The organism is Shewanella sp. SACH, from assembly GCF_001887095.2.
GTDB lineage: Bacteria > Pseudomonadota > Gammaproteobacteria > Enterobacterales > Shewanellaceae > Shewanella > Shewanella baltica.
On sequence record NZ_MPDG02000001.1, the window covers coordinates 258842 to 281432 of the forward strand.

18 protein-coding genes are annotated in these 22591 nt (G+C 45.5%); 12 read left to right on the top strand and 6 right to left on the bottom strand.

Annotation, left to right across the window (positions count from 1 at the left end; translation table 11 throughout):
* Positions 1 to 46: 46 nt before the first annotated feature.
* Positions 47 to 538 carry an SsrA-binding protein SmpB gene (gene smpB / locus BM607_RS01075; protein ID WP_006080832.1) on the bottom strand — a complete coding sequence of 164 codons (492 nt, stop codon included), beginning with the start codon at positions 536 to 538 and terminating at the stop codon, positions 47 to 49.
* A gap of 278 nt (positions 539 to 816) precedes the next feature.
* Between smpB and BM607_RS01080 the strand changes: the two genes are divergently transcribed.
* Both BM607_RS01080 and BM607_RS01085 read left to right on the top strand, forming a co-directional pair.
* Positions 817 to 1254 (top strand): SRPBCC family protein, encoded by a 438-nt coding sequence (locus tag BM607_RS01080; protein WP_006080833.1) that lies wholly within the window; start codon positions 817 to 819, stop codon positions 1252 to 1254.
* Positions 1244 to 1576, top strand: coding sequence for an RnfH family protein (locus BM607_RS01085; RefSeq protein WP_006080834.1), 333 nt, complete (start codon positions 1244 to 1246; stop codon positions 1574 to 1576). Before BM607_RS01080 ends, BM607_RS01085 begins: the two co-directional genes overlap by 11 nt.
* Before the next feature lie 114 nt (positions 1577 to 1690).
* On the opposite strand, the gene bamE is transcribed toward BM607_RS01085, so the two are convergent.
* Positions 1691 to 2182 carry an outer membrane protein assembly factor BamE gene (bamE, locus tag BM607_RS01090; protein ID WP_087486488.1) on the bottom strand — a complete coding sequence of 164 codons (492 nt, stop codon included), beginning with the start codon at positions 2180 to 2182 and terminating at the stop codon, positions 1691 to 1693.
* Positions 2183 to 2610: 428 nt separating this feature from the next.
* Here bamE and BM607_RS01095 point away from each other — a divergent pair, with 428 nt between their 5' ends.
* The 4 genes from BM607_RS01095 to BM607_RS01110 all read left to right on the top strand — a co-directional run bounded on the left by BM607_RS01095 (position 2611) and on the right by BM607_RS01110 (position 7575).
* Positions 2611 to 3402: an SAM-dependent methyltransferase gene (locus BM607_RS01095; RefSeq protein ID WP_071939156.1), complete on the top strand. Its 792-nt coding sequence runs from the start codon at positions 2611 to 2613 to the stop codon at positions 3400 to 3402.
* Between the two features lie 59 nt (positions 3403 to 3461).
* Positions 3462 to 3677 (top strand): hypothetical protein, encoded by a 216-nt coding sequence (locus tag BM607_RS01100; RefSeq protein WP_012588220.1) that lies wholly within the window; start codon positions 3462 to 3464, stop codon positions 3675 to 3677.
* A 48-nt stretch (positions 3678 to 3725) separates the two neighbouring features.
* Entirely contained in the window at positions 3726 to 5471 is a 1746-nt protein-coding gene (locus BM607_RS01105; RefSeq protein ID WP_071939155.1) for a GGDEF domain-containing protein, read from the top strand.
* A 334-nt stretch (positions 5472 to 5805) separates the two neighbouring features.
* Complete coding sequence (locus BM607_RS01110) at positions 5806 to 7575, top strand: monovalent cation:proton antiporter-2 (CPA2) family protein (protein ID WP_006080839.1); 1770 nt, start codon at positions 5806 to 5808, stop codon at positions 7573 to 7575.
* Positions 7576 to 7703: 128 nt separating this feature from the next.
* Here BM607_RS01110 and BM607_RS01115 read toward each other — a convergent pair whose 3' ends face one another.
* Entirely contained in the window at positions 7704 to 10169 is a 2466-nt protein-coding gene (locus tag BM607_RS01115; protein WP_071939154.1) for a TonB-dependent receptor, read from the bottom strand.
* An 859-nt stretch (positions 10170 to 11028) separates the two neighbouring features.
* On the opposite strand from BM607_RS01115, the gene aceB reads away from it, so the two are divergent.
* The 3 genes from aceB (at position 11029) to BM607_RS01130 (ending at position 15050) form a co-directional block, all read left to right on the top strand.
* Entirely contained in the window at positions 11029 to 12678 is a 1650-nt protein-coding gene (aceB, locus tag BM607_RS01120; protein WP_071939153.1) for a malate synthase A, read from the top strand.
* A gap of 140 nt (positions 12679 to 12818) precedes the next feature.
* A complete protein-coding gene (aceA, locus tag BM607_RS01125; protein WP_011846253.1) occupies positions 12819 to 14144 on the top strand; it encodes an isocitrate lyase in 1326 nt (441 codons plus the stop codon).
* 537 nt (positions 14145 to 14681) lie between these two features.
* Positions 14682 to 15050 carry a hotdog domain-containing protein gene (locus tag BM607_RS01130; RefSeq protein ID WP_006080843.1) on the top strand — a complete coding sequence of 123 codons (369 nt, stop codon included), beginning with the start codon at positions 14682 to 14684 and terminating at the stop codon, positions 15048 to 15050.
* An 80-nt stretch (positions 15051 to 15130) separates the two neighbouring features.
* On the opposite strand, the gene BM607_RS01135 is transcribed toward BM607_RS01130, so the two are convergent.
* From BM607_RS01135 to yiaY, 3 genes are all read right to left on the bottom strand, one after another.
* On the bottom strand, positions 15131 to 15337 hold the full coding sequence (locus BM607_RS01135) for a hypothetical protein (protein ID WP_063882759.1): 207 nt from the start codon (positions 15335 to 15337) through the stop codon (positions 15131 to 15133).
* A 288-nt stretch (positions 15338 to 15625) separates the two neighbouring features.
* Positions 15626 to 15991, bottom strand: coding sequence for a hypothetical protein (locus BM607_RS01140; RefSeq protein ID WP_006080845.1), 366 nt, complete (start codon positions 15989 to 15991; stop codon positions 15626 to 15628).
* Positions 15992 to 16839: 848 nt separating this feature from the next.
* Positions 16840 to 17988, bottom strand: a complete 1149-nt coding sequence (gene yiaY / locus BM607_RS01145; protein WP_071939152.1) for an L-threonine dehydrogenase — start codon at positions 17986 to 17988, stop codon at positions 16840 to 16842.
* Positions 17989 to 18598: 610 nt separating this feature from the next.
* On the opposite strand from yiaY, the gene betI reads away from it, so the two are divergent.
* From betI to betA, 3 genes are read left to right on the top strand one after another with little or no spacing between them, the layout of a single operon-like run.
* Complete coding sequence (gene betI / locus BM607_RS01150) at positions 18599 to 19204, top strand: transcriptional regulator BetI (RefSeq protein WP_071939151.1); 606 nt, start codon at positions 18599 to 18601, stop codon at positions 19202 to 19204.
* Positions 19195 to 20658 (top strand): betaine-aldehyde dehydrogenase, encoded by a 1464-nt coding sequence (betB, locus tag BM607_RS01155; protein ID WP_071939150.1) that lies wholly within the window; start codon positions 19195 to 19197, stop codon positions 20656 to 20658. Before betI ends, betB begins: the two co-directional genes overlap by 10 nt.
* 9 nt (positions 20659 to 20667) lie before the next feature.
* On the top strand, positions 20668 to 22353 hold the full coding sequence (gene betA, locus BM607_RS01160) for a choline dehydrogenase (protein ID WP_071939149.1): 1686 nt from the start codon (positions 20668 to 20670) through the stop codon (positions 22351 to 22353).
* Positions 22354 to 22591 lie beyond the last annotated feature (238 nt).

Genomic DNA, 22591 nt, shown 5'->3' on the forward strand with positions numbered 1-22591 from the left:
CAATGATCACCTAGCATCATTTGCTTCAAGTTCAATCGTTTGTTCATTATCCGTGCGTTTTTTCTTTTTTCATCACGCGGGCTTTTTCAACTTCCCATTCACGCGCTTTAGTATCTTCGCGCTTATCGTGATCTTTCTTACCTTTACCTAGGCCAATCTCCACTTTCACCCATGCACCTTTACGCCAGTACATAGAAATAGGAATGATGGAGTAGCCTTGACGCTCGACTAAGCCAGCCAGTTTATCGAGCTCTTTACGGCTGAGTAGCAGCTTTTTCAAGCGCAGGGGATCGCAGACAACGTGTGTCGATGCCGTATTCAAGGGAATAATGGTGCAGCCATGCATAAAGGCTTCGCCATTTTTCAGGAATACGTAACAGTCGGACAAGTTGACCTTACCCATACGGATAGATTTAACTTCCCATCCCATTAGGGATAGGCCAGCTTCCATTTTCTCTTCGAAACGGTATTCGAAGGTTGCGCGCTTATTACGTGCGATAGTCGCAGGCGCGGCTTTGCTTGAATTTTTCTTTACCATAGTGGCGCCATTATACGCACGGTGATTCAATTTGGTATTGATATAAGGTTTTATTTAGTTAATTTCAAGCCTCTATCGTGTTGTTGCTTGTTTTTTGAACGCCATTAAGGGGTTGAGTATCAGCTTAAGTGCACAAGGGGTGCGTTTTTTACGTATCGTGATAAAATCCGTGCAAATTTTGATTGCTTGCCTAAGTTGTTCATCGCATGTGCGTTCTTTTCGTGCGTTTGAGTTTGCTAAGGTCGCTGTGAAGTCGTTAGTTAAGAGTGCTAAGTCCTATGCCGCAAATTTCTCGAAGTGTGTTAGTCCGTTTTAGTGCGATGCAAATGTATGACTTAGTAAATGATGTCGAGTCGTATAAGGAATTTTTACCCGGTTGTGTGGGTGGCAAAGTCTTAGAATTTGATGGTAAGACTATGCTGGCATCTGTGGATGTGAGTAAAGCGGGGATCCGTAAGACATTTACGACTCGCAACCAAGTGGTTCCCGGGAAGAGTATTGATTTAACATTGGAAAATGGGCCCTTTAAGCATTTATTGGGGCAGTGGCGTTTTACTGAGCTGACTGAAGAAGCTTGCAAGGTAGAATTCGAACTGAGTTTTGAGTTTTCAAACTCGTTAGCCGATATGGCCTTTGGTAAAGTGTTTAATGATCTTATGGTATCAATGGTGACGGCATTTACGAGTCGCGCTAAGGTGATTTACAGTGACAAATGAGACAGATAAGTTTGTAGTTGATGTGGTTTACGCCTTGCCTACTCAGCAAAAAGTAATTTCGGTGAATGTGAATCCCGGCACGTCGGCGATTGAGGTGGTGCGTTTAAGCAACATAGTGAGCTTTTTTCCTGAGATCGATTTAGACACGGTCAAGCTCGGTGTGTTTAGTAATGTGGTTAAACATGACCAAGTGATTTTACCGGGCCAAAGGGTCGAGATTTACCGTCCTTTGATTGCCGATCCTAAGGATGTTCGCCGCCGCCGCGCGGATAAAGCCAAAGATGAAGGCCGCGCGAATAAAGTCACGGGCGGACGGGCTTAACACGGTTGGTATAACGACTGTCGTCAGTTTGACATCATTGCTCAATAAAAAAGCGCCCTTGGGCGCTTTTTTGTATTTGATTGACTGAGAAGAGCATAAGCAAAGTTTAGGATATTACTTAATTGGTTTTTGAACTTGCGCTTCTGTTTGGTTTTCTTTTACTAAAGGTTTGGCATCTGGACGCTGTGCAGGAATTTGTGGCACTAGCTCAGTTTTATTACCCGTAGGTAAACTGCTCTGCTCGAGCGGCGTATCAAATTCTTTGCTTAGCTCATAATCGCCATTCACTGCGGTGAGTTTATCACCCGTAAAGTGCAAAATGAGTTCTTTATGCGTAATGCTGGCATCGCGTCCACTCTTGTAGTGATAGACGTAGTACCAAGTATCTTCGGCGAAACTATCGCGTAATACCGGACGGCCGAGAATGTATTCGGCTTGTTCTTTGGTCATGTCAATGCGCAACTTTTCAACTTGTTGCGGTTCCATGTAGTTACCCTGTGGGATGTCGGGCTTATAAATCAACCAATCGAACACACTACAAGCACTGAGCGAAACAGAGAGCGCCACAGCGCTCAGCAGGGTAAGACTTTGCTTTTTATTGATCATTGTATGCGCTACTTCTGAAAATCTGGCGGCCATAATACCCAAGCATTCCCCCTCATGACAAGGGCAATCGGGCTTTGCTGCCGTCATAGATCGAATTGTGTGACTTTTCGACCCGTGATGTTGGCTTTAGTTCTCAATCTTTAAGGATATTTATTAGTAGAAGTCACATGGGTGCTGTGGGTGTGCTTTTCAGCCTCTGAACCGTACTGGTTTACTGCTGACAGGATTGGACAAAAGGAAATGGGAGCCTGATTTCTTCTTTAAAGCCAAGCAATTAGTCAGTAAGTCGATAAACCGTTTATGTGGCGATAACCATAGTAATCTTGCATAAATCAGATTAAAGTTACCGATATGTTTTTATTATGTTCTTGTGCTGTGGCTTTAGTATGAGTTCGCAGTGTTTGAAATAAAATATTGGGATAGATGCTTTGGGTTCTTTAGTTTGCGTAGGCACGGGTTTACAGCTGGCCGGACAAATCAGTGTGATGAGCCGCAGTTATATTGAGCACGCCGATGTGGTGTTTTCACTCCTGCCCGATGGTTTTTCGCAGCGTTGGATCCAGACTATTAATCCTAATGTCATCAATTTGCAGCCGTTTTATGCTCAAAATGGCGAAGTGAAAAATCGCCGTGAGACCTATGAGCAGATGGTGAGTGCTATTTTGGACGCCGTTAGAGCCGGTAAAAAAACAGTTTGCGCGCTTTATGGTCACCCCGGTGTGTTTGCTTGCGTGTCCCACTTAGCGATTAAGCAGGCGAGGGCTGAAGGATTTGCTGCAAAGATGGAGCCTGGGATATCGGCCGAGGCGTGTTTATGGGCAGATTTAGGTATCGACCCCGGTAACTCTGGGCATCAAAGTTTTGAAGCCAGCCAGTTTATGTTCTTTAATCATGTGCCCGATCCGACAACTCATTTGTTGTTATGGCAAATTGCTATTGCTGGCGAACATACCTTAACTCAGTTTCATACTACGAGTGATAGGCTGCAGATTTTGGTTGAACAACTGCATCAATGGTATCCACTGGATCATCAAGTGGTGATCTACGAGGCTGCTAATTTACCCATTCAAGCCCCTATAATTGAGTATTTGCCGTTGAGTAAGCTGCCCGAGGCAAACTTGTCTCCCATCAGTACGTTACTGATCCCGCCAGCAAAAAAACTCGAATACAACTATGCTATTTTAACCAAATTAGGTATTAGGCCTGAAGATTTAGGCTAATTGCGAGAGTCGTACTTCTGAGTTGAATTCGGAAGTCATCATTAAAATAAGGAAAAAGTATGCCTGCATTATCCGATTTTTTTACTCAGTTAGGCCAAAATGCACAGTTGATGCAAGCGTATCAACAGGACCCTGAGGCCGTAATGCGTGCCCATGGGTTAACTGATGAAGAAATTGCAGCCGTCATGTCGGGAGACATGGAAAAACTGAAAAGCTTGAGTGGGGATGATGATTGTAAAGCCTACTTAGTTATTTCCCATGGTAATGGTGAGTAATTGAAACTCCTGTGCGCTTTTTTGTGGTTATGTTCGGGCATATTTTGTATGCCCTTAATGGCTGCAACTATCAATTTTGATGAGGTATTAGCTGATCTGGAGCAGCTACAACATACCGATATGCAAAGTGCAATCACTAAGCTCCATGAGCTTGAAGCTGATTTCGAGCATATGACGCGTTTTCAACAAGGGCGCTTATTGGTATTTAAAGGGACTTCATTTATTTATGCAGGTCAATATCAAGAAGCCCTAGATAATTTAATTCAATCTGAAAATTTAGTTCAAAATAGCGATTATTTATTTTCTGCCTATAGCTATGAGGCAACTGCGTACATCGCCCTACGGAACTTTAAAGACGCTTTTGTTGTAATGAGCAAAAGCCTAGGGCTAATAGATCGAATAGATAATATAGATATCAAACGTGCTGCATATCTACGTTTAGCGAGTTTGTACTCTGCAATAGGCATAAAAGAAGAGGTGGGAACCTACGCGGCTAAGGCAGAATCGCTTGCTTCAGCAGATAATGTAAAAGATATTTGTACTGCAAAGTTGTATTTATCAGTTTATCAGTTAGAGCTTGAAATATATGACAAGGCATTTGATGAATTCCAGTACACGCACGATTTTTGTGAGTCGAATGGTTTTCCATTGATTTCGTTTATTGCATTGAAAGGGATGGGAGAGTCTAAGTTAAGGTTGCAAGAATACTCTGCTGCAGTTGCTTTACTTTTGAAAGCATTAAAGGGATATGAGTCTTTTAATTTTCAACTAGAAATTAATAGTGTCCATTCTTTGTTAACCGAAGCGTATTTTGCACTAAAGCAATCTGCTGAGGTGGTCGAGCATGCCAAGTTCGTTACGTCATTACCTAATGATCCTAGTTATACCGAGTTAAAACATACTGTCTTTAAAGTGTTAGCGGGCTTAAATGCTGAGAATAAACAGTTTGAACAAGCCTATGAGTTCTCGAAAAAAGAGCAGTATTACAATCAGCTGATGTTTGATGAAGCGAAAATGAAAACGTTAGCGTATCAGGCGGCAAAGTTTAATGCTGATGAACAGTCACGTGAAATTAATTTATTGAATAAGGAACGTGAACTGTATGTCGCTCAGCAAACGGTAAAAGAGCGCGAATATACCAATATGCTGATGTTTGTCACTATTCTAGTAGGCGGACTGTTCTTCCTCGGGATTTTGTTAGCTGTAGGCCAGATGCAGAAACGCAAGTTTATGCGTATGGCGAGAATGGATGCATTAACAGGCATCTTGAATCGCGGTGCAGGGCAAGAGTTAGGGGAAAACCTTTTTGTGCAAGCCACGGCCCGCGGTGGGGATTTCTGTGTCATTTTATTTGATTTGGATTTCTTCAAACGGATCAACGATTCTTTTGGCCATGGAACTGGCGATTGGGCGCTTAAAAAGGTGGTCGATTCCCTTAAATCCCATATCCGAAATGGTGATGTTTTTGCTCGTATCGGCGGTGAGGAGTTTGCGATTTTATTACCCTATGCCGATGAAGAGAAAGGTATGGAAGTGGCAGAGCAGTGCCGAGCCCGTATCGAGGCCATTGATACCCAACATTCAGGACATAAGTTCGTCATTACGGCGAGTTTTGGCGTGAGCGGTTTAATGGCTGATGATCTGAGTTTAGACCCATTATTCCACCGAGCCGACATGGCGCTTTATGCCGCTAAGGCCAATGGCCGCAATGCCGTAGTACGCTATTCTGACATTTTAAAATGTGACAAGCAGGCAACTGATTTACGGCGTCATATCGCATCGCCCTCGGTGTAATGTAAGCCGAGTGAGCATTTAGTCTCATCCTGAGTTGGCAAAAGTCCTTACTGGTTTTTATTCTTCCTTCATTTATTTCTCGTTTTGGGTTTTGCCGCCACTAACAAAAATGCGATAACAGTCTAAGGCGTCTCTGAACGCTCTTTTACTTTGCTTTGTTGCTCCAGTTGATTTCCCCACGCTTAAGTGTTTTTCGTACCAAAAATTTCTCATTTTTAATGAATTGCCTTGACCTTGTTAATAAATAAATGGGATATCATAGTTGCTAATTCGCCTAGCTGCGGCTGGGCTATTATATGGAACACTGCGCATTCCTTTTTCCGTTGGAGCCTTCATGGAACAGTCGAGTTTACTCACGTCGGTGCTGCTATTTTTATTGGCGGCGGTTATTTTTGTTCCTTTGGGTAAACGTTTTGGCGCAGGCCCGATTCTTTCCTACCTAGGTGCTGGCATCATTTTAGGCCCAGGCGGCATGGCCTTAGTTTCTGATCCTGCTGCTGTGTTGCATTTTGCCGAGTTAGGTGTAGTGCTGATGTTGTTTGTACTTGGACTCGAATTAAATCCAAGTAAATTATGGGAACTTCGCAGTGCTATCTTTGGTTTAGGCAGTGGTCAGTTGTTGTTATCATGGGCTGCGATTGGTGGTTTAGCTTGGGGCTTTGGTTTGTCTGTTGACGCAGCTTTAGTGGTTGGCGCCGCGCTATCTTTATCATCGACAGCCTTTGCTGTGCAGTTAATGAGTGAACATAGGTTGCTCACTACCCCACTCGGGCGTGATGCTTTTGGTGTCTTGTTGATGCAAGATCTTGCCGTTATCCCCATGTTGCTGCTGACGGCATATTTGGCGCCCAATTCGGCGCAGATTGAACATCATGCCGTGCCTTGGTACTGGACGTGTCTAGCCCTAGTAGGGTTTGTGTTAGTGGGCAAATACTTACTGCCAAAACTCCTTAAGTTAGTCGCAAGTAGCGGGGTGCGTGAAGTACTCACCGCCTTTGCGTTACTGCTCGTGATGGGCAGCGCTGAGTTAATGGAGTGGCTTGGACTCTCTGCGGGTATGGGGGCATTTTTGGCGGGTATTATGCTTGCTAACTCAAGTTATCGACATCAACTTGAAACCGACATCGAACCTTTTAAAGGCTTATTGCTTGGGCTGTTTTTCATGGCGGTCGGTATGAGTATGGATTTGAAATTATTGATATCAGATCCGTTACTTATCTTAGGTATTTTAATGGCGATGTTGCTGATTAAAACGTTTGTGCTGATGGTGCTGGGCCGCATTCGGCACCACAAATGGCGACCGAGTATTGCGTTGGGGTTGATCCTTGCCGAAGGCGGTGAATTTGCCTTTGTGCTGTTATCCCAGGCGCAGTTATCTGGCATTGTCGGCGATAAAATTGCGCAAGTGCTAGTGCTGGCGATTGGTTTATCTATGGCGGTGACGCCGATATTGTTTACCCTGTTTCGCGCAACTAAGGCCAAGGTGGTGGACACTCGCCTGCCAGATACAATTAATGTCACGGAATCGGAAGTGGTGATTGCCGGTTTTGGCCGAGTAGGCCAGATAACCGGGCGTATTTTGGCCTCATCAGGGATCCCTTTTGTCGCCTTGGATAAGGATGCGAGCCATGTGGATGTGATTCGCAAATATGGCGGTGAGGTCTATTTTGGTGATGCCAGACGCTTAGACATGTTGATGTCGGCGGGGATCGCGCGCTCGCGTTTGTTATTGCTGGCCGTGGACAGTGTTGAGGATTCCATCGAAATCGCCCAGCAAGTGAAAACCCATTTCCCTCATATCCACATAGTCGCGCGGGCAAGGGATCGTAACCATGCTTATCGTTTGATGAGCCTTGGGGTGACAGATGTCTTTCGTGAGACCTTTGGTTCAGCGCTTTCGGCCAGCGAGAAGATCCTCCAAGGTTTAGGTCTATCTCAGGTACAAGCCAACGAGCGGGTAAAAATCTTTGCTGAGCATGATAAGAAACTGGTGATTGCGAGCGCAGCTCATCAAAATGATTTAGCGACGTTAATCAATCTATCGAATAAGGGTAAGGCAGAGTTGGAATCCCTTATGCGCGGTGATAGGGAGAATGTCAGTTAATACGCTGGGTATCATTTGCCATTCTCAATTGAGGATTTAGATGTCAAAAGAGAGCATAAATGCTCTCTTTTTTGTTGGAAACATATCGACTTTCGCGCTGCAGTTTAGCGCTTAAATCTATTTAGCGCTCAAAAACTATAGCTGTATTGCAGTTTGACGTTGCGTTCTTCACCCGGCATACCACCTAAGAACATCGCTTTACTGTAATAGTCTTTATTGAATAGATTATTGATATTAAGCTGGATTTTCCAAGAATCAGTGCTGTAACTCACCGCCGAGTCAACGACGGTATAGCTAGGCACGTAACCGTCTGGAATACCAAATGAGCTAGAGTGTGTACTACGATCGCCAACGTATTTTGCTCCTAGGCTTAATTCGACTGGACTCTGTAGCGCAAACCAATTCGCGCCATAGGTAACCCAAGCACTGGCGCTGACATAAGGCACACCTTTTTGCTGGTTTTCATAGTTATCTCCATCCTTAGGATTCTGTTTGTCATTCGCATCTTGATACATGCCGTTGAGGTTAAGGCGCCACTCCTCATTAATATATGCATTAAGATCGAGTTCAATACCTTGAGTGTCTTCGCTGCCATTGTACAAATACACTGGGATGTTAGGTGTTAATATGCCATTGGTATAATCAGGATTGTTATAGGCGACATTAGTGCGCGAGCTTTTAAACAATACCAGTGAGCCCAGTAATTGATCCTCAAATGCCTTAAAGCGCATACCTAAATCATTGCTAATCGATTCTGAATCATCTCGATTGGTAGCATTATCTTTTACTGCATCGAGCACACTGTAGGCGGTGCGTCCCTTTGAGTGATTGATAAAGAATGACAAATCCTCTATTGGCATGTAGGTCAAGCCTAAGTTATAGGTCATGCCGTTATCTGTGGTATCGGCCTCTGGAGTCGCTTGGGATTGGCTAATGCTGTAGCGAGGATCAAGGCCTAAGTGTTCATAACTTTGTTTTATCTCGTTAAATGCGACACCTACACGTGTGGTGAAGCCATATCCTAAATATCCCACGTGTTGTACACCTAGACCCCAAGCGCTGACCTTTTTGTCATAGTTAGCGGTCTTGAGTGGGTCATAGTCTTCAAACTTACCTGTGCCCCAATTAGGATTACGGATGTCGTAAATATAAGGCAGGGAACCTTGATATGTAATTTCTCCATCCTTATTTTTATAGATTTGATCGGCATCGAAGATAGAATATTGCTGGAAACGAATATTACGGTCTTCATAGTTGGCATTGACCAATAATTCATTGTCTATATTGCCAATTTGGAAGTCATAACGTAGATCGGCAAAGTACTGCCACGAAGTCTCGTCGGCATCGACTTTACGGTATTCCTGACGTCTTGCGGCAAAAGGATAAAGTACGCCATTTTCAACTAAAGGCGATCTAGGCTCTTCGTTAATCACGTCGGTAGGTACGTTTTTAATCTTGATGTTACGCTTCCAATAGACGTAGTTATAGGCGCCAGTTTGGCGGGCGAAACCTGACGTGTAGTCGCGATACTGCAATTGTTGATTGAGGAACAAATTGTCAGTGAAATAGATATTATGGGTCAGTTTAAATCTTAACTCTTCACCCTCATTGTCCTTCGCCATGGGTGAAATCAGCCCTGCATCACCAAACGAATAGGGGGTTAAGCCGTCAGCGCCCGACAACGAGGCCGCTAACTGCTGACGCTGTGCATCGGTGAGTTGTAGACCATTACCATTGGGATCATTGACCAGATCTTGCCACGTGACCTCGCCCGCGCTCTTACCGCCGACAGATTCTGCATTGTAAATCCGAATCGGGTGACCAATTGAATCAACGGCAATAGCATCTTTTATGTAAGCACCTGAAAGCATTAAATCTTGGCTATCACTTAATACCCATTTTAAGGCGCCATAGATTTCGTCTCTGTCTGTACCTATATCGCGATACCCATCACTGCGGCCAGATTTGGCCACTAAACGGTAGGCGACATCATCGCTCAGTCCGCCCGTGCTATCCAGAGCAAGGGAGTAGGTGTCCCATTGGCCCATTTCGGCGCTGAACTTATGCTTTGACTCAAACTGCGGTTTCTTTTCAATCAGATTGATCACGCCGCCAGCACTTCCCATGCCATAGAGTCCAGTCGCTGGGCCTTTTAATACCTCAACGGATTCAACGTTGGTTAAAGAGCGCGTGGGGTTGAAGGTATTTCCTAGGCCTGCACCGCCATACATACCGTCATAGGTGTAATTTGCGCCTAAACCACGGATGACTATGTTGTCACCAATGCCATAGTTATTTCCCGCTTGAGTTACGCCACTGATGTTACGGATCAAGTCCTGCAGATTATCTGTACCTTGGGTTTCGATCAGCTCTTGGTCAACAATCACTACAGCTGCTGGGGTTTCCATAAGAGACATGTCGGATTTAGTCGCCAGCCCTGAATTCTTCACTACTGAGTTCTGTCTGCCATAAACCGTGATGCGCTCAACGTTGGCTTCAGCATTTGCTGATGTTGAGTTGACTTCGGCGTGTGCGGTTTGTGATAAAACAGAAAGGCAGGCGAGTGCAGTTAGCGACAAACGAAATGGTTTCATTAATGGTTCCCCCAAATAAATAGGTCGCGAATAGTAATGATTTGCATTTAAGTTGGCAACAAATGTTTCAGTTCTTATTGTCAAAATGTGCAGTGCTGCCAATAAATGCTGCAAAAAGCATCTTTGTGAGCAAACCAGTAATGGGTTCTAGCAAGAGAGAAGCGTCACAAAAGGGCGGGTTTACGCTCCATCCCGTTGTAATTTCAAATTTGTTTCATTTTTTTTATAAAAAAGTGATTTATTTTTTGAGTTAACCATCACATCCCACCTTGTTGATCGGGAAACGCAACCCTGTACTTAGTCTGTACTAGACTCTGTCATTTTTTCGTTTACGTAAACGTCAAAATGAAACGGTCGTTTAAATTTATGGTGATGGTGGCAGTCGTTATCATTATGATTTATATGGATTTAGCTTGCTTCCCTCTAGGTTAGTTCAAAACATTGGGTATTTTCTACTTAGGTCTAATAGGGTAAAAATGCTGTATATATATATTTACTGTTGGTAATTTAATTACGTAAATAATTACTTTGCGTGTGGGTTGGTAAAGTTGTCTGACAAGTTTCATTTAACTCAAATTACCAAATGTAATTAAAATGTTTAATGCATTTTATATCATAACGTTATGTTGTTTTTTGTTGCTTGGTCAGACCAATTTTAGCATGGTTTTTACTTAGGTTCGTGCCCATTTCTGTCAATCTTGGACTGTTGCAAATACAAACGTTTGTCGGTAAGTTTTAGTTCGAAACAAACATTTGATGGTTTTTTGGTGAGTTTATAAGCAGCGGTGATTGGGGATGCTACTGCTTTATATGTCAGCGTTAAGCCTGTGATAGTGGAGCCTCTTGGGAGGGCATCAAGATGACGGAACACACTTTGAGTGAACAGCAATTGAATTCGACACTGGGTAAAGCTACAGCAAACGCCACGCTTAATATTGTGGGTCGTGACATTCCAGGCCAAGAAGTCATCTTTACCGAAGGAGCTGTCGCCTTACTCGAATCCCTTTGTCGTGAGTTTGCCGACGAAGTACCTGCCTTACTCGCTAAACGTAAAGATAAGCAAGCGCGTATCGATAAAGGATCATTACCCGACTTTCTGCCTGAAACCCGCGCTATTCGTGATGGTGCATGGCAAATTCGCGGTATTCCCGATGACTTGCTTGACCGCCGCGTAGAAATCACAGGTCCCGTTGAACGTAAGATGGTGATTAACGCACTCAACGCCAATGCCAAAGTGTTTATGGCCGATTTCGAAGATTCTTTAGCACCAAGCTGGGAAAAAGTCGTCGAAGGTCAAATCAATCTACGTGATGCCGTGCGTGGTGATATTGAGTACACAGCACCGGACACAGGTAAGCACTACAAATTAGGACCAAATCCGGCAGTGCTTATTTGCCGCGTTCGTGGTCTGCATCTTAAAGAAAAACACGTGCAGTTTAACGGCAAAGCGATTCCTGGCTCACTGTTTGATTTCGCACTGTATTTCTACCACAACTATCGCCAACTTTTGGCCAAGGGCAGTGGTCCATACTTTTATATTCCTAAGTTAGAAAGTCATGTTGAAGCGCGCTGGTGGGCAAAAGTATTTGCTTTTGTTGAGGAAAGGTTTTGTCTGCAAGCGGGCACGATTAAATGTACTTGCCTGATCGAGACGTTACCGGCCGTGTTCGAAATGGACGAAATCCTCTATGAGCTGCGTTCCAATATCGTCGCGCTGAACTGTGGTCGCTGGGATTACATCTTCAGCTATATCAAAACATTAAAGCGTCATAGCGACCGAGTCTTACCGGATCGCCAAGCCGTCACTATGGATACGCCTTTCTTAAGCGCTTATTCAAGACTCTTGATTAAGACCTGCCACAAACGCGGTGCGTTAGCGATGGGCGGTATGGCGGCCTTTATTCCAGCCAAAGATCCGGTTCAGAACGAAGCGGTATTGCAACGAGTCCGTCGAGATAAAGAGCTCGAGGCGCGTAACGGCCACGATGGCACTTGGGTGGCACACCCTGGTCTTGCCGATACCGCTATGGGTATTTTCAACGAATACATAGGCCAAGATCACTGTAATCAATTGCATATTACCCGTGATGTCGACGCGCCAATCCTGGCTAGCGAACTGCTTAAAACCTGCGACGGTGAGCGCACCGAACAGGGGATGCGTCTGAACATTCGTATCGCACTGCAGTATTTAGAGGCGTGGATCAGCGGCAACGGTTGCGTACCCATTTACGGCTTAATGGAAGATGCAGCTACGGCTGAGATTTCTAGAGCTTCAATTTGGCAATGGATCCAACACGGTAAGTCGCTATCAAACGGCAAACTCGTGACCAAGCAACTCTTTAAAGACATGTTGGTTGAAGAGCTGTCAAACGTGAAAAAAGAAGTGGGTAGCGACAGATTCACCCATGGCAAATTCACCCAAGCGGCGGTATTGCTCGAAGATATTACCACCTCCGACGAGCTGGTCGATTTCTTAACCTTACCCGGTTACGAAATACTGACAGCCTAGGATGAACCCATTTGCTTGAACCGTTTTATATCAATCAGATTTAGCTGTGGCGGGGCTACCGCCAACCAAACAATTTAGCAGAGTGAAACTGGGGGGCAGTTTCATGATAGCTACAACATCAAAGAGAAAGGAGCGACACTATGACTAAGGCAACGACTCAGAATTCACGTCAAGAGCAGATTGATGCAATCAAGAGAGATTGGGCAGAAAACCCACGTTGGAAAAACGTGCGTCGTCCTTACACCGCGGAAGAAGTGGTTGCACTTCGCGGTTCAATCGTGCCTGAGAATACTATCGCTAAGCGTGGTGCGGCTAAGTTATGGGAACTGGTTAACGGCGGCGCTAAAAAAGGCTATGTGAATTCGCTCGGTGCGTTAACGGGCGGTCAAGCGGTACAACAGGCGAAAGCGGGTATCGAAGCGATTTACCTTTCTGGTTGGCAAGTGGCTGCCGATGCTAACTTAGCCGGCACTATGTACCCAGATCAATCTTTATACCCAGCGAACTCAGTGCCAGCTGTGGTGTCTCGCATCAATAATTCATTCCGCCGCGCAGACCAAATTCAGTGGGGCAATGGCGTTAATCCAGAAGATGAAAAATTTGTTGATTACTTCCTGCCTATTATTGCTGATGCAGAAGCGGGTTTTGGCGGCGTATTAAATGCCTTCGAACTGATGAAGTCGATGATCGACGCGGGCGCTGCCGGTGTTCACTTTGAAGATCAGTTAGCTTCAGTGAAGAAATGTGGTCACATGGGCGGCAAAGTATTAGTGCCAACCCAAGAAGCGGTACAAAAGCTGGTTGCTGCACGTTTAGCGGCGGACGTGAGCGGTGTCGATACACTGGTTATCGCCCGTACCGATGCTAACGCAGCCGATTTGTTAACTTCAGATTGCGACCCATACGACCGTGATTTCGTGACTGGCGAGCGTACTAATGAAGGTTTCTACCGTGTTAAAGCGGGTCTTGACCAAGCGATTTCTCGCGGTCTTGCCTATGCCCCGTATGCGGATTTGATTTGGTGTGAAACCGCTAAACCGGATCTTGAAGAAGCGCGTGTTTTTGCTGAAGCGATTCATGCTCAGTACCCAGATCAACTGTTAGCGTATAACTGTTCGCCTTCGTTCAACTGGAAGAAAAATCTGGACGACGCCACTATCGCGCGCTTCCAACAAGCATTGTCAGACATGGGCTACAAGTACCAGTTCATCACTTTAGCCGGCATCCACAACATGTGGTACAACATGTTCGACCTCGCTTACGACTATGCTCGTGGCGAAGGCATGAAGCATTATGTTGAGAAAGTTCAAGAAGTTGAGTTTGCTGCAGCGAAGAAAGGTTACACCTTCGTCGCGCATCAACAGGAAGTGGGCACAGGTTATTTTGACCAAGTGACTACGGTTATTCAAGGTGGCCATTCATCAGTGACCGCACTGACAGGTTCTACCGAAGAAGAGCAGTTTTAAGCAGTAAGCAGCGCTTAGGATGATCCATTGTGATTGTGGATCACTCCTCAGAACGCCTTATGCCGATGTATCTGGTGAGGCGTGGTTAAAAACTCGAAATTGAGGGTAAGGGCGGACTGTGATGAGTTACCGACCTTGCAGCCTAAATCTCGAGTCGAGTATGAAAGAGTGTTACCCGTAAGCCTGTGTTTAGCTGCTCTGCAGCTGTTGTCCCCCGTGCAGTTCGCCTACATGTGCTGTGCGGGTTTTTAAGTCAAATTTTGTGACTTAACTTCCTACCCAGTAAGTTTTTGCTTGCCTTAGCTTTGCGACTCTATGAGTCGCTATTTTTTTTGCTTATTGGTTCACTATTGCGCTGATTAATATGGTGCAACTCTGATACGACTTGGTGCAATAATCGGATTATTTTACAGCAGCTTATTGCTATCTCATTGTTATTTAATGGCTATCAATTGTGGCCTGAAAAATGCTCTGAATACAGTGGGAAGTTATAGCGTATTAAAGCTGATTGTTGGCATTCACATTGAGGTCACCGCCATGAAATATTACAGTCGCCGTTTAGTTAAACCTGAACATTTAAATCCAGCAAATACGCTGTTTGGCGGTCAGTTGCTCAGTTGGATAGACGAGGAGGCCGCTATTTTTGCTGCCTGCCAGATGAAGAGCACCAGCCATGTGACTAAGCTGATTTCTGAAATCAACTTTATGACGCCAGCGCACCAAGGTGATGTGATTGAGTTTGGTCTGGAGCTGGTGAGCCTCGGCCACAGTTCGATTACCGTAAGCTGCCAAGTGCGCAATAAGATGACGCAGGCACCAGTGGTGAGCATAGATAAGATGGTGTTTGTGCATGTGAATGCCCAAGGATTGCCTGTGCCCCACGGTATTCGGGCGAATGCGGCTTAGCGGGCGCGGAGCTTGAAATGCGTGACGTTTGAATAGATAAGATACTTAAAACAGACAGTGACGCCTAGGCGTCACTGTGATTAGTCTTTGGTTAAATCTTCTTTTACCGACTTAACGGCATCCCGCGAGGCATGACCTATGGCTTTAGTGGTGTCTCGGGTCGCGTGGCCTATCTCAGTGGTGACATCTTTAGTGGTTGTGCCGATGGCACGGCCTGCGTCCTTTAAATCCGCACAGGCGGATGCAGCGAGCAATAAAGGAATAATAATGAGCGTCGCTTTATTCATTGTGATGCTAATCCTCAATTTAAGTTCGTAACTCAATTTACTGAGCCCTGCCATTTTTACAGTGCCAAATAACATTCGGGACAATATAACAGATCTTGAGCTGAATCACGCTATGGCACCAGTATCTGCCAAGCCGTTGTCGTAATGTCTTTAGGCAAGTTTGAGCAAGAGGTGTGGAGCAGATGGGGCGAAATGCGTCGGAGTTTAAATTTTATGAATTCAGCAAATAAAAACGCCAGTGGCGTTTTGCGCACTGGCGTCTAAGGTCGCTAAATAATACTGCAAAGATTATTCGAGTTTGGCTAAGCGTTGTTGATAGTCTTCAATCAGGTGCTGCATGATTTCTTCCGGTGCAGCATCGTCACAGCAATCATCTAAAAAGATTTTAAAGGTGACTAGGGCATGGCCGTCATTTTTGAGTCTGTCACTCTGCATTGAGAAGTAGGCATCTTCATTTTCGGCTTTACGAACCACAAACTTATTTGTTTCGAAGGACTTATCCCCAGAAAGCTCATGCCACTTAGTGATGCGATTTAACGCGATTTCACAGGACTGGTTCATTTCAATATGATTTAACCAAGTAACGGGATGTTCAGGATCTTTGTAATGTGGACATCTAACTGTGTAGTTATATACATGGGTGATTGCAGTCATAGCGTACCTACCTGTTCGAGGATATTGTTGCCATCATAGGCATCGTTTTTGAATTCGGTCAATCATTAATTAAGTCTATTTAGCCTTGATGTTTTTTGACGGAGAAGGATAGTTACTGCATGAAAATTAACCATTTACTTAATCTGTCATGTCTCTATTTAGCATGAGTTTTATGCCAATAACTTTGTGCTAGATCTCAGTTTTGGGTGAAGTTTCGCTTTTGCTGAATTACTGATTAATAAAGCAACAACTTGGTCGTCAGTAAGTCTTATTGAGTGTAAGTGATAAAAAGAGTGAACAGCGGAGTAAATAGGTTAATTAGGCTTTGGTGGGCGTAATACGATTAAGTGGCAGCATAAGTTGTCGCAGAGGAAACGCAGAAGGCAGAATGGACAGAGGCCCATTCGTTAGAACGGGCCTCTCAGCTGGCTTCATCTTTTGCAGGGAAAAAGCGAACTGGGGCCATCTTATCGGATCTGTAACAGTCTGTAACCCACAGAGATCACGTTTTTTATATCATTTTGCTATGAATATTTGAGGTTCAGATCCTTTCTACTTGAATATGCAGATTTGTGAGTGTTTTGTCAGTGCAAAGGTGCATAGACACTGAGTTTTATGTTGGTTTTTGTTACTCAATTTTTAAGATAGCAACCTTGTCGATACCAGTATAAAAAAGGCTCCAATAGTGCAGCGATATTCTGTGCACTATTGGAGCCCAAAACGCATTCATTGGAGGATGAAGTCGTGTTTACGCACTAGCAGGACAATCAGTCGTTATCCAGCAAGTTAGCGCACGATTGCTGTGCGATAACTTGCGATTGATAAAGTATGGCGATTACAGCGCGCAACTACAGCGCATTGGTGAAGATCTGACAGATCTCCGCATGGGTCGCTTGTTTTGGATTGGTGAATCCACAGGCATCTTTTAACGCGTTATCCGCAAGTGTTGGAATATCTTCCGCTTTCACGCCTAACAAGGTCAGGTTTTCTGGGATCTTAACCGCAACAGACAGTTTTTTGATTGCCGCTATCGCCGCATTGGCACCTTGCTCATCGGTCATGTTGGACACATCCACACCCATAGCCTTGGCGATGTCTTTCAAGCGAGCAGGGACGACCTGGGCATTGTATTCCTGTACATGGGGCAGCAGCAGTGCGTTACACACACCGTGGGGCAGATCGTAGAAACCGCCTAACTGGTGCGCCATCGCATGCACATAACCTAAGCTGGCATTGTTAAAGGCCATACCCGCTAAGAACTGGGCGTAGGCCATTTGTTCACGGGCGTTGATGTCTTGACCGTTTTCAACCGCGTTGACTAAGTTAGCCTGAATCAATTCCATGGCCTTGATCGCGCAGGCGTCGGTGATCGGGTTGGCAGCAATAGACACATAGGCTTCAACCGCGTGAGTCAGTGCATCCATACCGGTTGCGGCCGTTAGGCTCGCAGGCTTTTTCAGCATGAGTTCAGGGTCATTGACCGACAGCAAAGGCGTAGTGTGTTTATCGACAATCGCCATTTTAATGTGGCGGGCTTCGTCGGTAATGATACAGAAGCGCGTCATTTCACTGGCAGTACCTGCCGTCGTATTAATAGCCACTAATGGCAACTGTGGTTTTGCGGATTGATCTAACCCTTCGTAATCCTTAATGCTGCCGCCATTGGTGGCAACAAGGGCGATACCTTTGGCGCAATCATGGGGTGAGCCGCCACCGAGTGAAATCACAAAGTCACACTTGTTAGCTTTTAACAGGGCTAAACCGGCTTCGACGTTCGTCACGGTTGGGTTAGGTTGTACGCCATCATAGATGGTGGAGGTAATGCCATTTTGACCAAGTTTTTCGGCCACTTCACCGACTAAGCCAATTTTGACTAAGGGTTTGTCTGTCACTATGAGTGCGTGTTTAAAGCCTAAGGTTTTGATGTCACCGATAGCGTCATCCACTGCGCCTTGGCCTAACACGTTGACAGAAGGAATAAAAAATTTAGCAGCCATAAAATCCACCTATTTGCTTGTAAAGATTAAGTTGTGTTCTTTTCTGGTGATCAAGCTACCAATTTGGAGGTAGTGAAAGTGTGAGCTCGATCGAGTTCGGCGCTTATCTGGGGGCAATTTCCCACTAAAGTTGGAACTCGGTAACTAAACTTCGGACTTTTATGACGGGTATTAGTGTTGGCGTACGATATGGTTTTTCTGGGGGGAGCGCCCGTGGCGAGGCATCATTTCTGTGTGTTTTTTACTGGTCTTTTTATCTCACTTTTCATCCCACTTTTTAGCTAACATTTGACGGCTCAATTGTTAAATCTAACAGAGGTTAAACCTCATTAATACTCTCATTCGTAGCATTAACTCCAGTTAATTAGTTTGATATCTAATATTAATTTATGCGTGCTGCTGTGGTTGTGGTAGGGCCGCAAGTCAAAGAAATCTATACATTTATCTTGTTTTTACACATCAATTCTTTTTTACATAACTAACTTATGAGCTTTGTCACTGTGCCATTTTAGGTTGATAGTTACATCACTAATCATTATTATGATTGTTAATTGAACGTTCAATTAACGTCGTTCAGAGTATTGAGAGAGTGGTTATTCCTTGAGTATTTATGCCTAAAGCCGCAATGAAATTGATACGCAGACAGCAGCTTATCGATGCGACATTAGCATCGGTTGCCTTGCATGGATTGCAGCACACGACTATCAACAGCATTAGTCAGTTGGCGGGGATGTCGTCGGGGATCATCAGTCATTATTTCAGTGGTAAGCAGGGCTTGATCCAAGCGACGCTACGCCACTTGCTCGAGCAGTTAAAGCAGGCGTTGCTCAATCGAATCCAAGGACAAGTGTTGGCGCCAACAGAGCGCTTAATGATGATAGTTGAAGCGAATTTTACCGAGTTACAGCGCTCACGAAATGTCACTCACACTTGGCTGAGTTTTTGGGCGCTGGCCGTCCACGATCCCCAGTTAGCCCGTTTGCAGAATATTAATAGTCGCCGCTTATACAGCAACTTACATTTTTCCTTTCGGCACGTGTTGCCCAAAGAGTTTGCCCTGATGGCTGCTGAGCAAACGGCGGCGATGATCGATGGATTTTGGTTACGCAGCGCCTTAAGTGAAACCCCTGAGCAGGATTTTGTTCAGGCCGAAAAATTATGCAAAACCTTTATCCACAATGTGATAAAGCAGCATGGAGTCAAAACATGTCAGTAGAAGTACAGTACAACTTTATTTCGGGTCAGTTGCTCGCTAACGATAGCGGCGAAACCTTCGACGTCGTCAATCCTGCCACTGGGCAATTGGCGTATCGAGTGCAAGTGGCCGATGAAAAAATTCAGCAAGCGGCCATCGAGAGCGCCAAAAAAGGCTTTGCGATTTGGTCTGCCATGAGTGCCACCGAACGCAGTCGTATTCTATTAAACGCGGTTGCGCTATTGCGCGCCCGTAATGATGAGCTCGCGGCAATCGAAGTGTGCGACACAGGTAAACCTTGGCAAGAAGCCTCAGTGGTTGATGTGGTCACAGGTGCAGATGCTATCGAGTTTTTCGCTCATATTGCCCCTGGGCTTGAAGGCGCGCAGCAGCAAGTCGGTGGGGATTTTTATTACACTCGCCGCGAGCCCTTAGGCATTTGTGCTGGCATTGGTGCCTGGAATTACCCATTACAAATCGCCTGTTGGAAGGCCGCTCCTGCCTTAGCCAGCGGCAATGTGATGATTTTTAAACCTTCGGAAGAAACGCCGCTTGGCGCACTGAAATTAGCGCAACTCTTAAGTGAAGCGGGTTTGCCCGATGGCGTATTTAACGTCGTAATGGGCGATGGCAAGGTTGGCGCTTGGTTAACGGGACATCCGGATATTGCCAAAGTGTCCTTCACTGGCGAAGTTGGTACTGGCAAGAAAGTCATGGCCGCTGCAGCAAGTTCATTAAAAGACGTCACTATGGAACTCGGCGGTAAATCACCACTTATCGTGTTTGACGATGCTGATATCGACAATGCCGTTTCAGGTGCCATGCTCGGTAATTTCTACACCCAAGGTGAAGTCTGCACCAATGGGACGCGAGTGTTTGTCCATGAGTCGGTTTATCAAGACTTTATTGAGAAGCTGCTCGCCCGTACCCAAGCCAATATTGTGGTGGGCGATCCTATGGCGCCAGAGACTAACTTTGGCGCGTTAATTTCCAAAGACCACCAGCAAAAAGTGCTCGATTATATTCAGCAAGGTATCGACGACGGCGCAACTTTGCTCACTGGTGGCAAAGCGTTAACGCCAGATAATGCACCCAATGGTTACTTTGTCGCCCCAACCATTTTTACCGATTGCACCGACGAGATGCGCATCTGCCAAGAGGAAATCTTTGGCCCTGTGATGTCGGTACTCACCTTTAAAGATGAAGCCGAAGTGATTGCTCGGGCAAACAATACCGCCATGGGCCTAGCTGCTGGGGTGTTCACCCAAGATATCAGCCGTGCCCATCGGGTTATTCATCAGTTACAAGCGGGTATTTGCTGGATCAATGCCTATGGCGCATCGCCAGCCGAAATGCCGGTAGGTGGGTATAAGTTGTCGGGTATTGGCCGTGAAAACGGTAGCGAGACACTCAAGCATTACACCCAAGTTAAAGCCGTTTACGTGGGTCTACAGCCCTTAGAAAGCCCATTTTAAGGAGGCATTTTGGCCCATTCACTTCAGCAAAAATATTATAACTACATCATAGTCGGCGCCGGTTCTGCAGGGTGTGTGCTCGCTAATCGTCTGTCAAAGGATCCTAAAAACGAAGTACTGTTATTAGAAACCGGTGGCAGCGATAAGAGCATCTTTATTCAGATGCCGACTGCGTTATCGATTCCGATGAACAGCCCTAAATATGCTTGGCAGTTTGAGACGCAGCCTGAGCCACATTTAGATCATCGCAAGATGCATTGTCCTCGGGGTAAAGTGCTTGGCGGTTCATCGTCGATCAACGGCATGGTGTATGTCCGTGGTCATGCCAGAGACTTTGATGAGTGGCAGGCGCAAGGGGCGACCAACTGGGATTACAGCCATTGCTTACCGTATTTTAAAAAGGCAGAAACCTGGGCCTTTGGTGGTGATGAGTATCGCGGCGAGTCTGGACCGTTAGGTGTGAATAACGGTAACCAGATGCAAAATCCCTTATACCAAGCCTTTGTGGATGCGGGCATTGCGGCGGGGTATTTATCGACCGCCGATTATAATGCGGCGCAGCAAGAAGGTTTTGGTCCTATGCATATGACGGTCAAAAAAGGCGTGCGTTGGTCTACCGCTAATGCCTATTTACGCCCAGCGATGGCCAGACGTAACCTTACTGTGTTGACCCACACCTTAGTGCATAAAGTGCTATTGGAAGGACAAGCGGCCGTTGGCGTTCGCATTGAGCACAAAGGCAAAGTTGAAGATATTCGTTGTAATAAAGAAGTGATTTTAGCTGCTGGATCAATAGGTTCGCCGCATTTACTGCAATTATCAGGTATTGGCGATCCCCAAGTATTGGCCGATGCAGGGGTCGAGTTACAACATGAGTTGCCCGGTGTCGGTCAGAATTTACAGGATCATTTAGAGTTTTATTTCCAATTCAAATGCCTTAAACCGATTTCACTCAATGGCAAGTTAGATCCTTTCAGCAAGTTCTTAATCGGTGCCCGTTGGATTTTAGATAAGTCTGGCCTAGGGGCCACGAATCACTTTGAATCCTGTGGTTTTATTCGCTCAAAAGCGGGGCTTGAGTGGCCAGATTTGCAGTACCACTTTTTACCTGCGGCTATGCGTTACGATGGTAAAGAAGCTTTTGCGGGCCATGGTTTTCAGGTGCATGTGGGCCATAACAAGCCTAAAAGCCGTGGTGCCGTGACCTTAGTGTCGGCAGATCCTAAAGCGCCACCTAAGATCCAGTTCAATTATTTACAGCATCCTGATGATATTGAAGGCTTTAGAGCCTGCGTGCGTTTAACCCGTGAGATCATCAATCAAGCGCCATTCGATGAGTATCGCGGTGAGGAAATTCAACCCGGCACACAAGTGCAAACCGATGAGCAAATCGATGCCTTTGTGCGTCAATCGGTTGAGAGTGCTTATCATCCTTCTTGTTCATGCAAGATGGGCACAGATGCGATGGCGGTGGTGGATCCTGAAACCCGCGTGCACGGATTGCAGAATTTACGGGTAGTGGATTCTTCTATTTTCCCGACTATCCCGAACGGTAATTTAAACGCGCCGACCATCATGTTGGCTGAGCGCGCCGCGGATATGATTTTAGAGGCTGAGATGTTAGCGCCGGCGGATTCCGCCGTTGTGGTTGCCGACGCTTGGCAAACCACACAAAGAAGTACTGCGACAAGTTAACGGCGTAAGTTAACGCCATAAGTGCACAACATGCCTGCTCGGTCCGTCTTATCGATGGACTGGCGGCTTCAATTTTGAAGTGACTCATTAATTGATGACTCAAAACTCATTAATTGATTACTGAAAATAAGGGTCATGATTCATTTTATCTAAAGGGTCGGTCAGCCCGCAGTGAGTGTGCAAATGATCACTTTCACGACTGAACATCTATCAGGGTTTAACTATCGCAGAGCGCTTT

Bases quoted from the DNA above. Each gene is read 5' to 3' on its own strand.
- bamE (WP_087486488.1), bottom strand. From the start codon at position 2,182: ATGATCAATAAAAAGCAAAGTCTTACCCTGCTGAGCGCTGTGGCGCTC.
- BM607_RS01080 (WP_006080833.1), top strand. From the start codon at position 817: ATGCCGCAAATTTCTCGAAGTGTGTTAGTCCGTTTTAGTGCGATGCAA.
- BM607_RS01100 (WP_012588220.1), top strand. From the start codon at position 3,462: ATGCCTGCATTATCCGATTTTTTTACTCAGTTAGGCCAAAATGCACAG.
- smpB (WP_006080832.1), bottom strand. From the start codon at position 538: ATGGTAAAGAAAAATTCAAGCAAAGCCGCGCCTGCGACTATCGCACGT.
- BM607_RS01140 (WP_006080845.1), bottom strand. From the start codon at position 15,991: ATGACTGCAATCACCCATGTATATAACTACACAGTTAGATGTCCACAT.
- betB (WP_071939150.1), top strand. From the start codon at position 19,195: ATGTCAGTAGAAGTACAGTACAACTTTATTTCGGGTCAGTTGCTCGCT.
- BM607_RS01105 (WP_071939155.1), top strand. From the start codon at position 3,726: ATGCCCTTAATGGCTGCAACTATCAATTTTGATGAGGTATTAGCTGAT.
- aceB (WP_071939153.1), top strand. From the start codon at position 11,029: ATGACGGAACACACTTTGAGTGAACAGCAATTGAATTCGACACTGGGT.
- BM607_RS01115 (WP_071939154.1), bottom strand. From the start codon at position 10,169: ATGAAACCATTTCGTTTGTCGCTAACTGCACTCGCCTGCCTTTCTGTT.
- BM607_RS01135 (WP_063882759.1), bottom strand. From the start codon at position 15,337: ATGAATAAAGCGACGCTCATTATTATTCCTTTATTGCTCGCTGCATCC.
- aceA (WP_011846253.1), top strand. From the start codon at position 12,819: ATGACTAAGGCAACGACTCAGAATTCACGTCAAGAGCAGATTGATGCA.
- BM607_RS01110 (WP_006080839.1), top strand. From the start codon at position 5,806: ATGGAACAGTCGAGTTTACTCACGTCGGTGCTGCTATTTTTATTGGCG.
- betI (WP_071939151.1), top strand. From the start codon at position 18,599: ATGCCTAAAGCCGCAATGAAATTGATACGCAGACAGCAGCTTATCGAT.
- BM607_RS01130 (WP_006080843.1), top strand. From the start codon at position 14,682: ATGAAATATTACAGTCGCCGTTTAGTTAAACCTGAACATTTAAATCCA.
- yiaY (WP_071939152.1), bottom strand. From the start codon at position 17,988: ATGGCTGCTAAATTTTTTATTCCTTCTGTCAACGTGTTAGGCCAAGGC.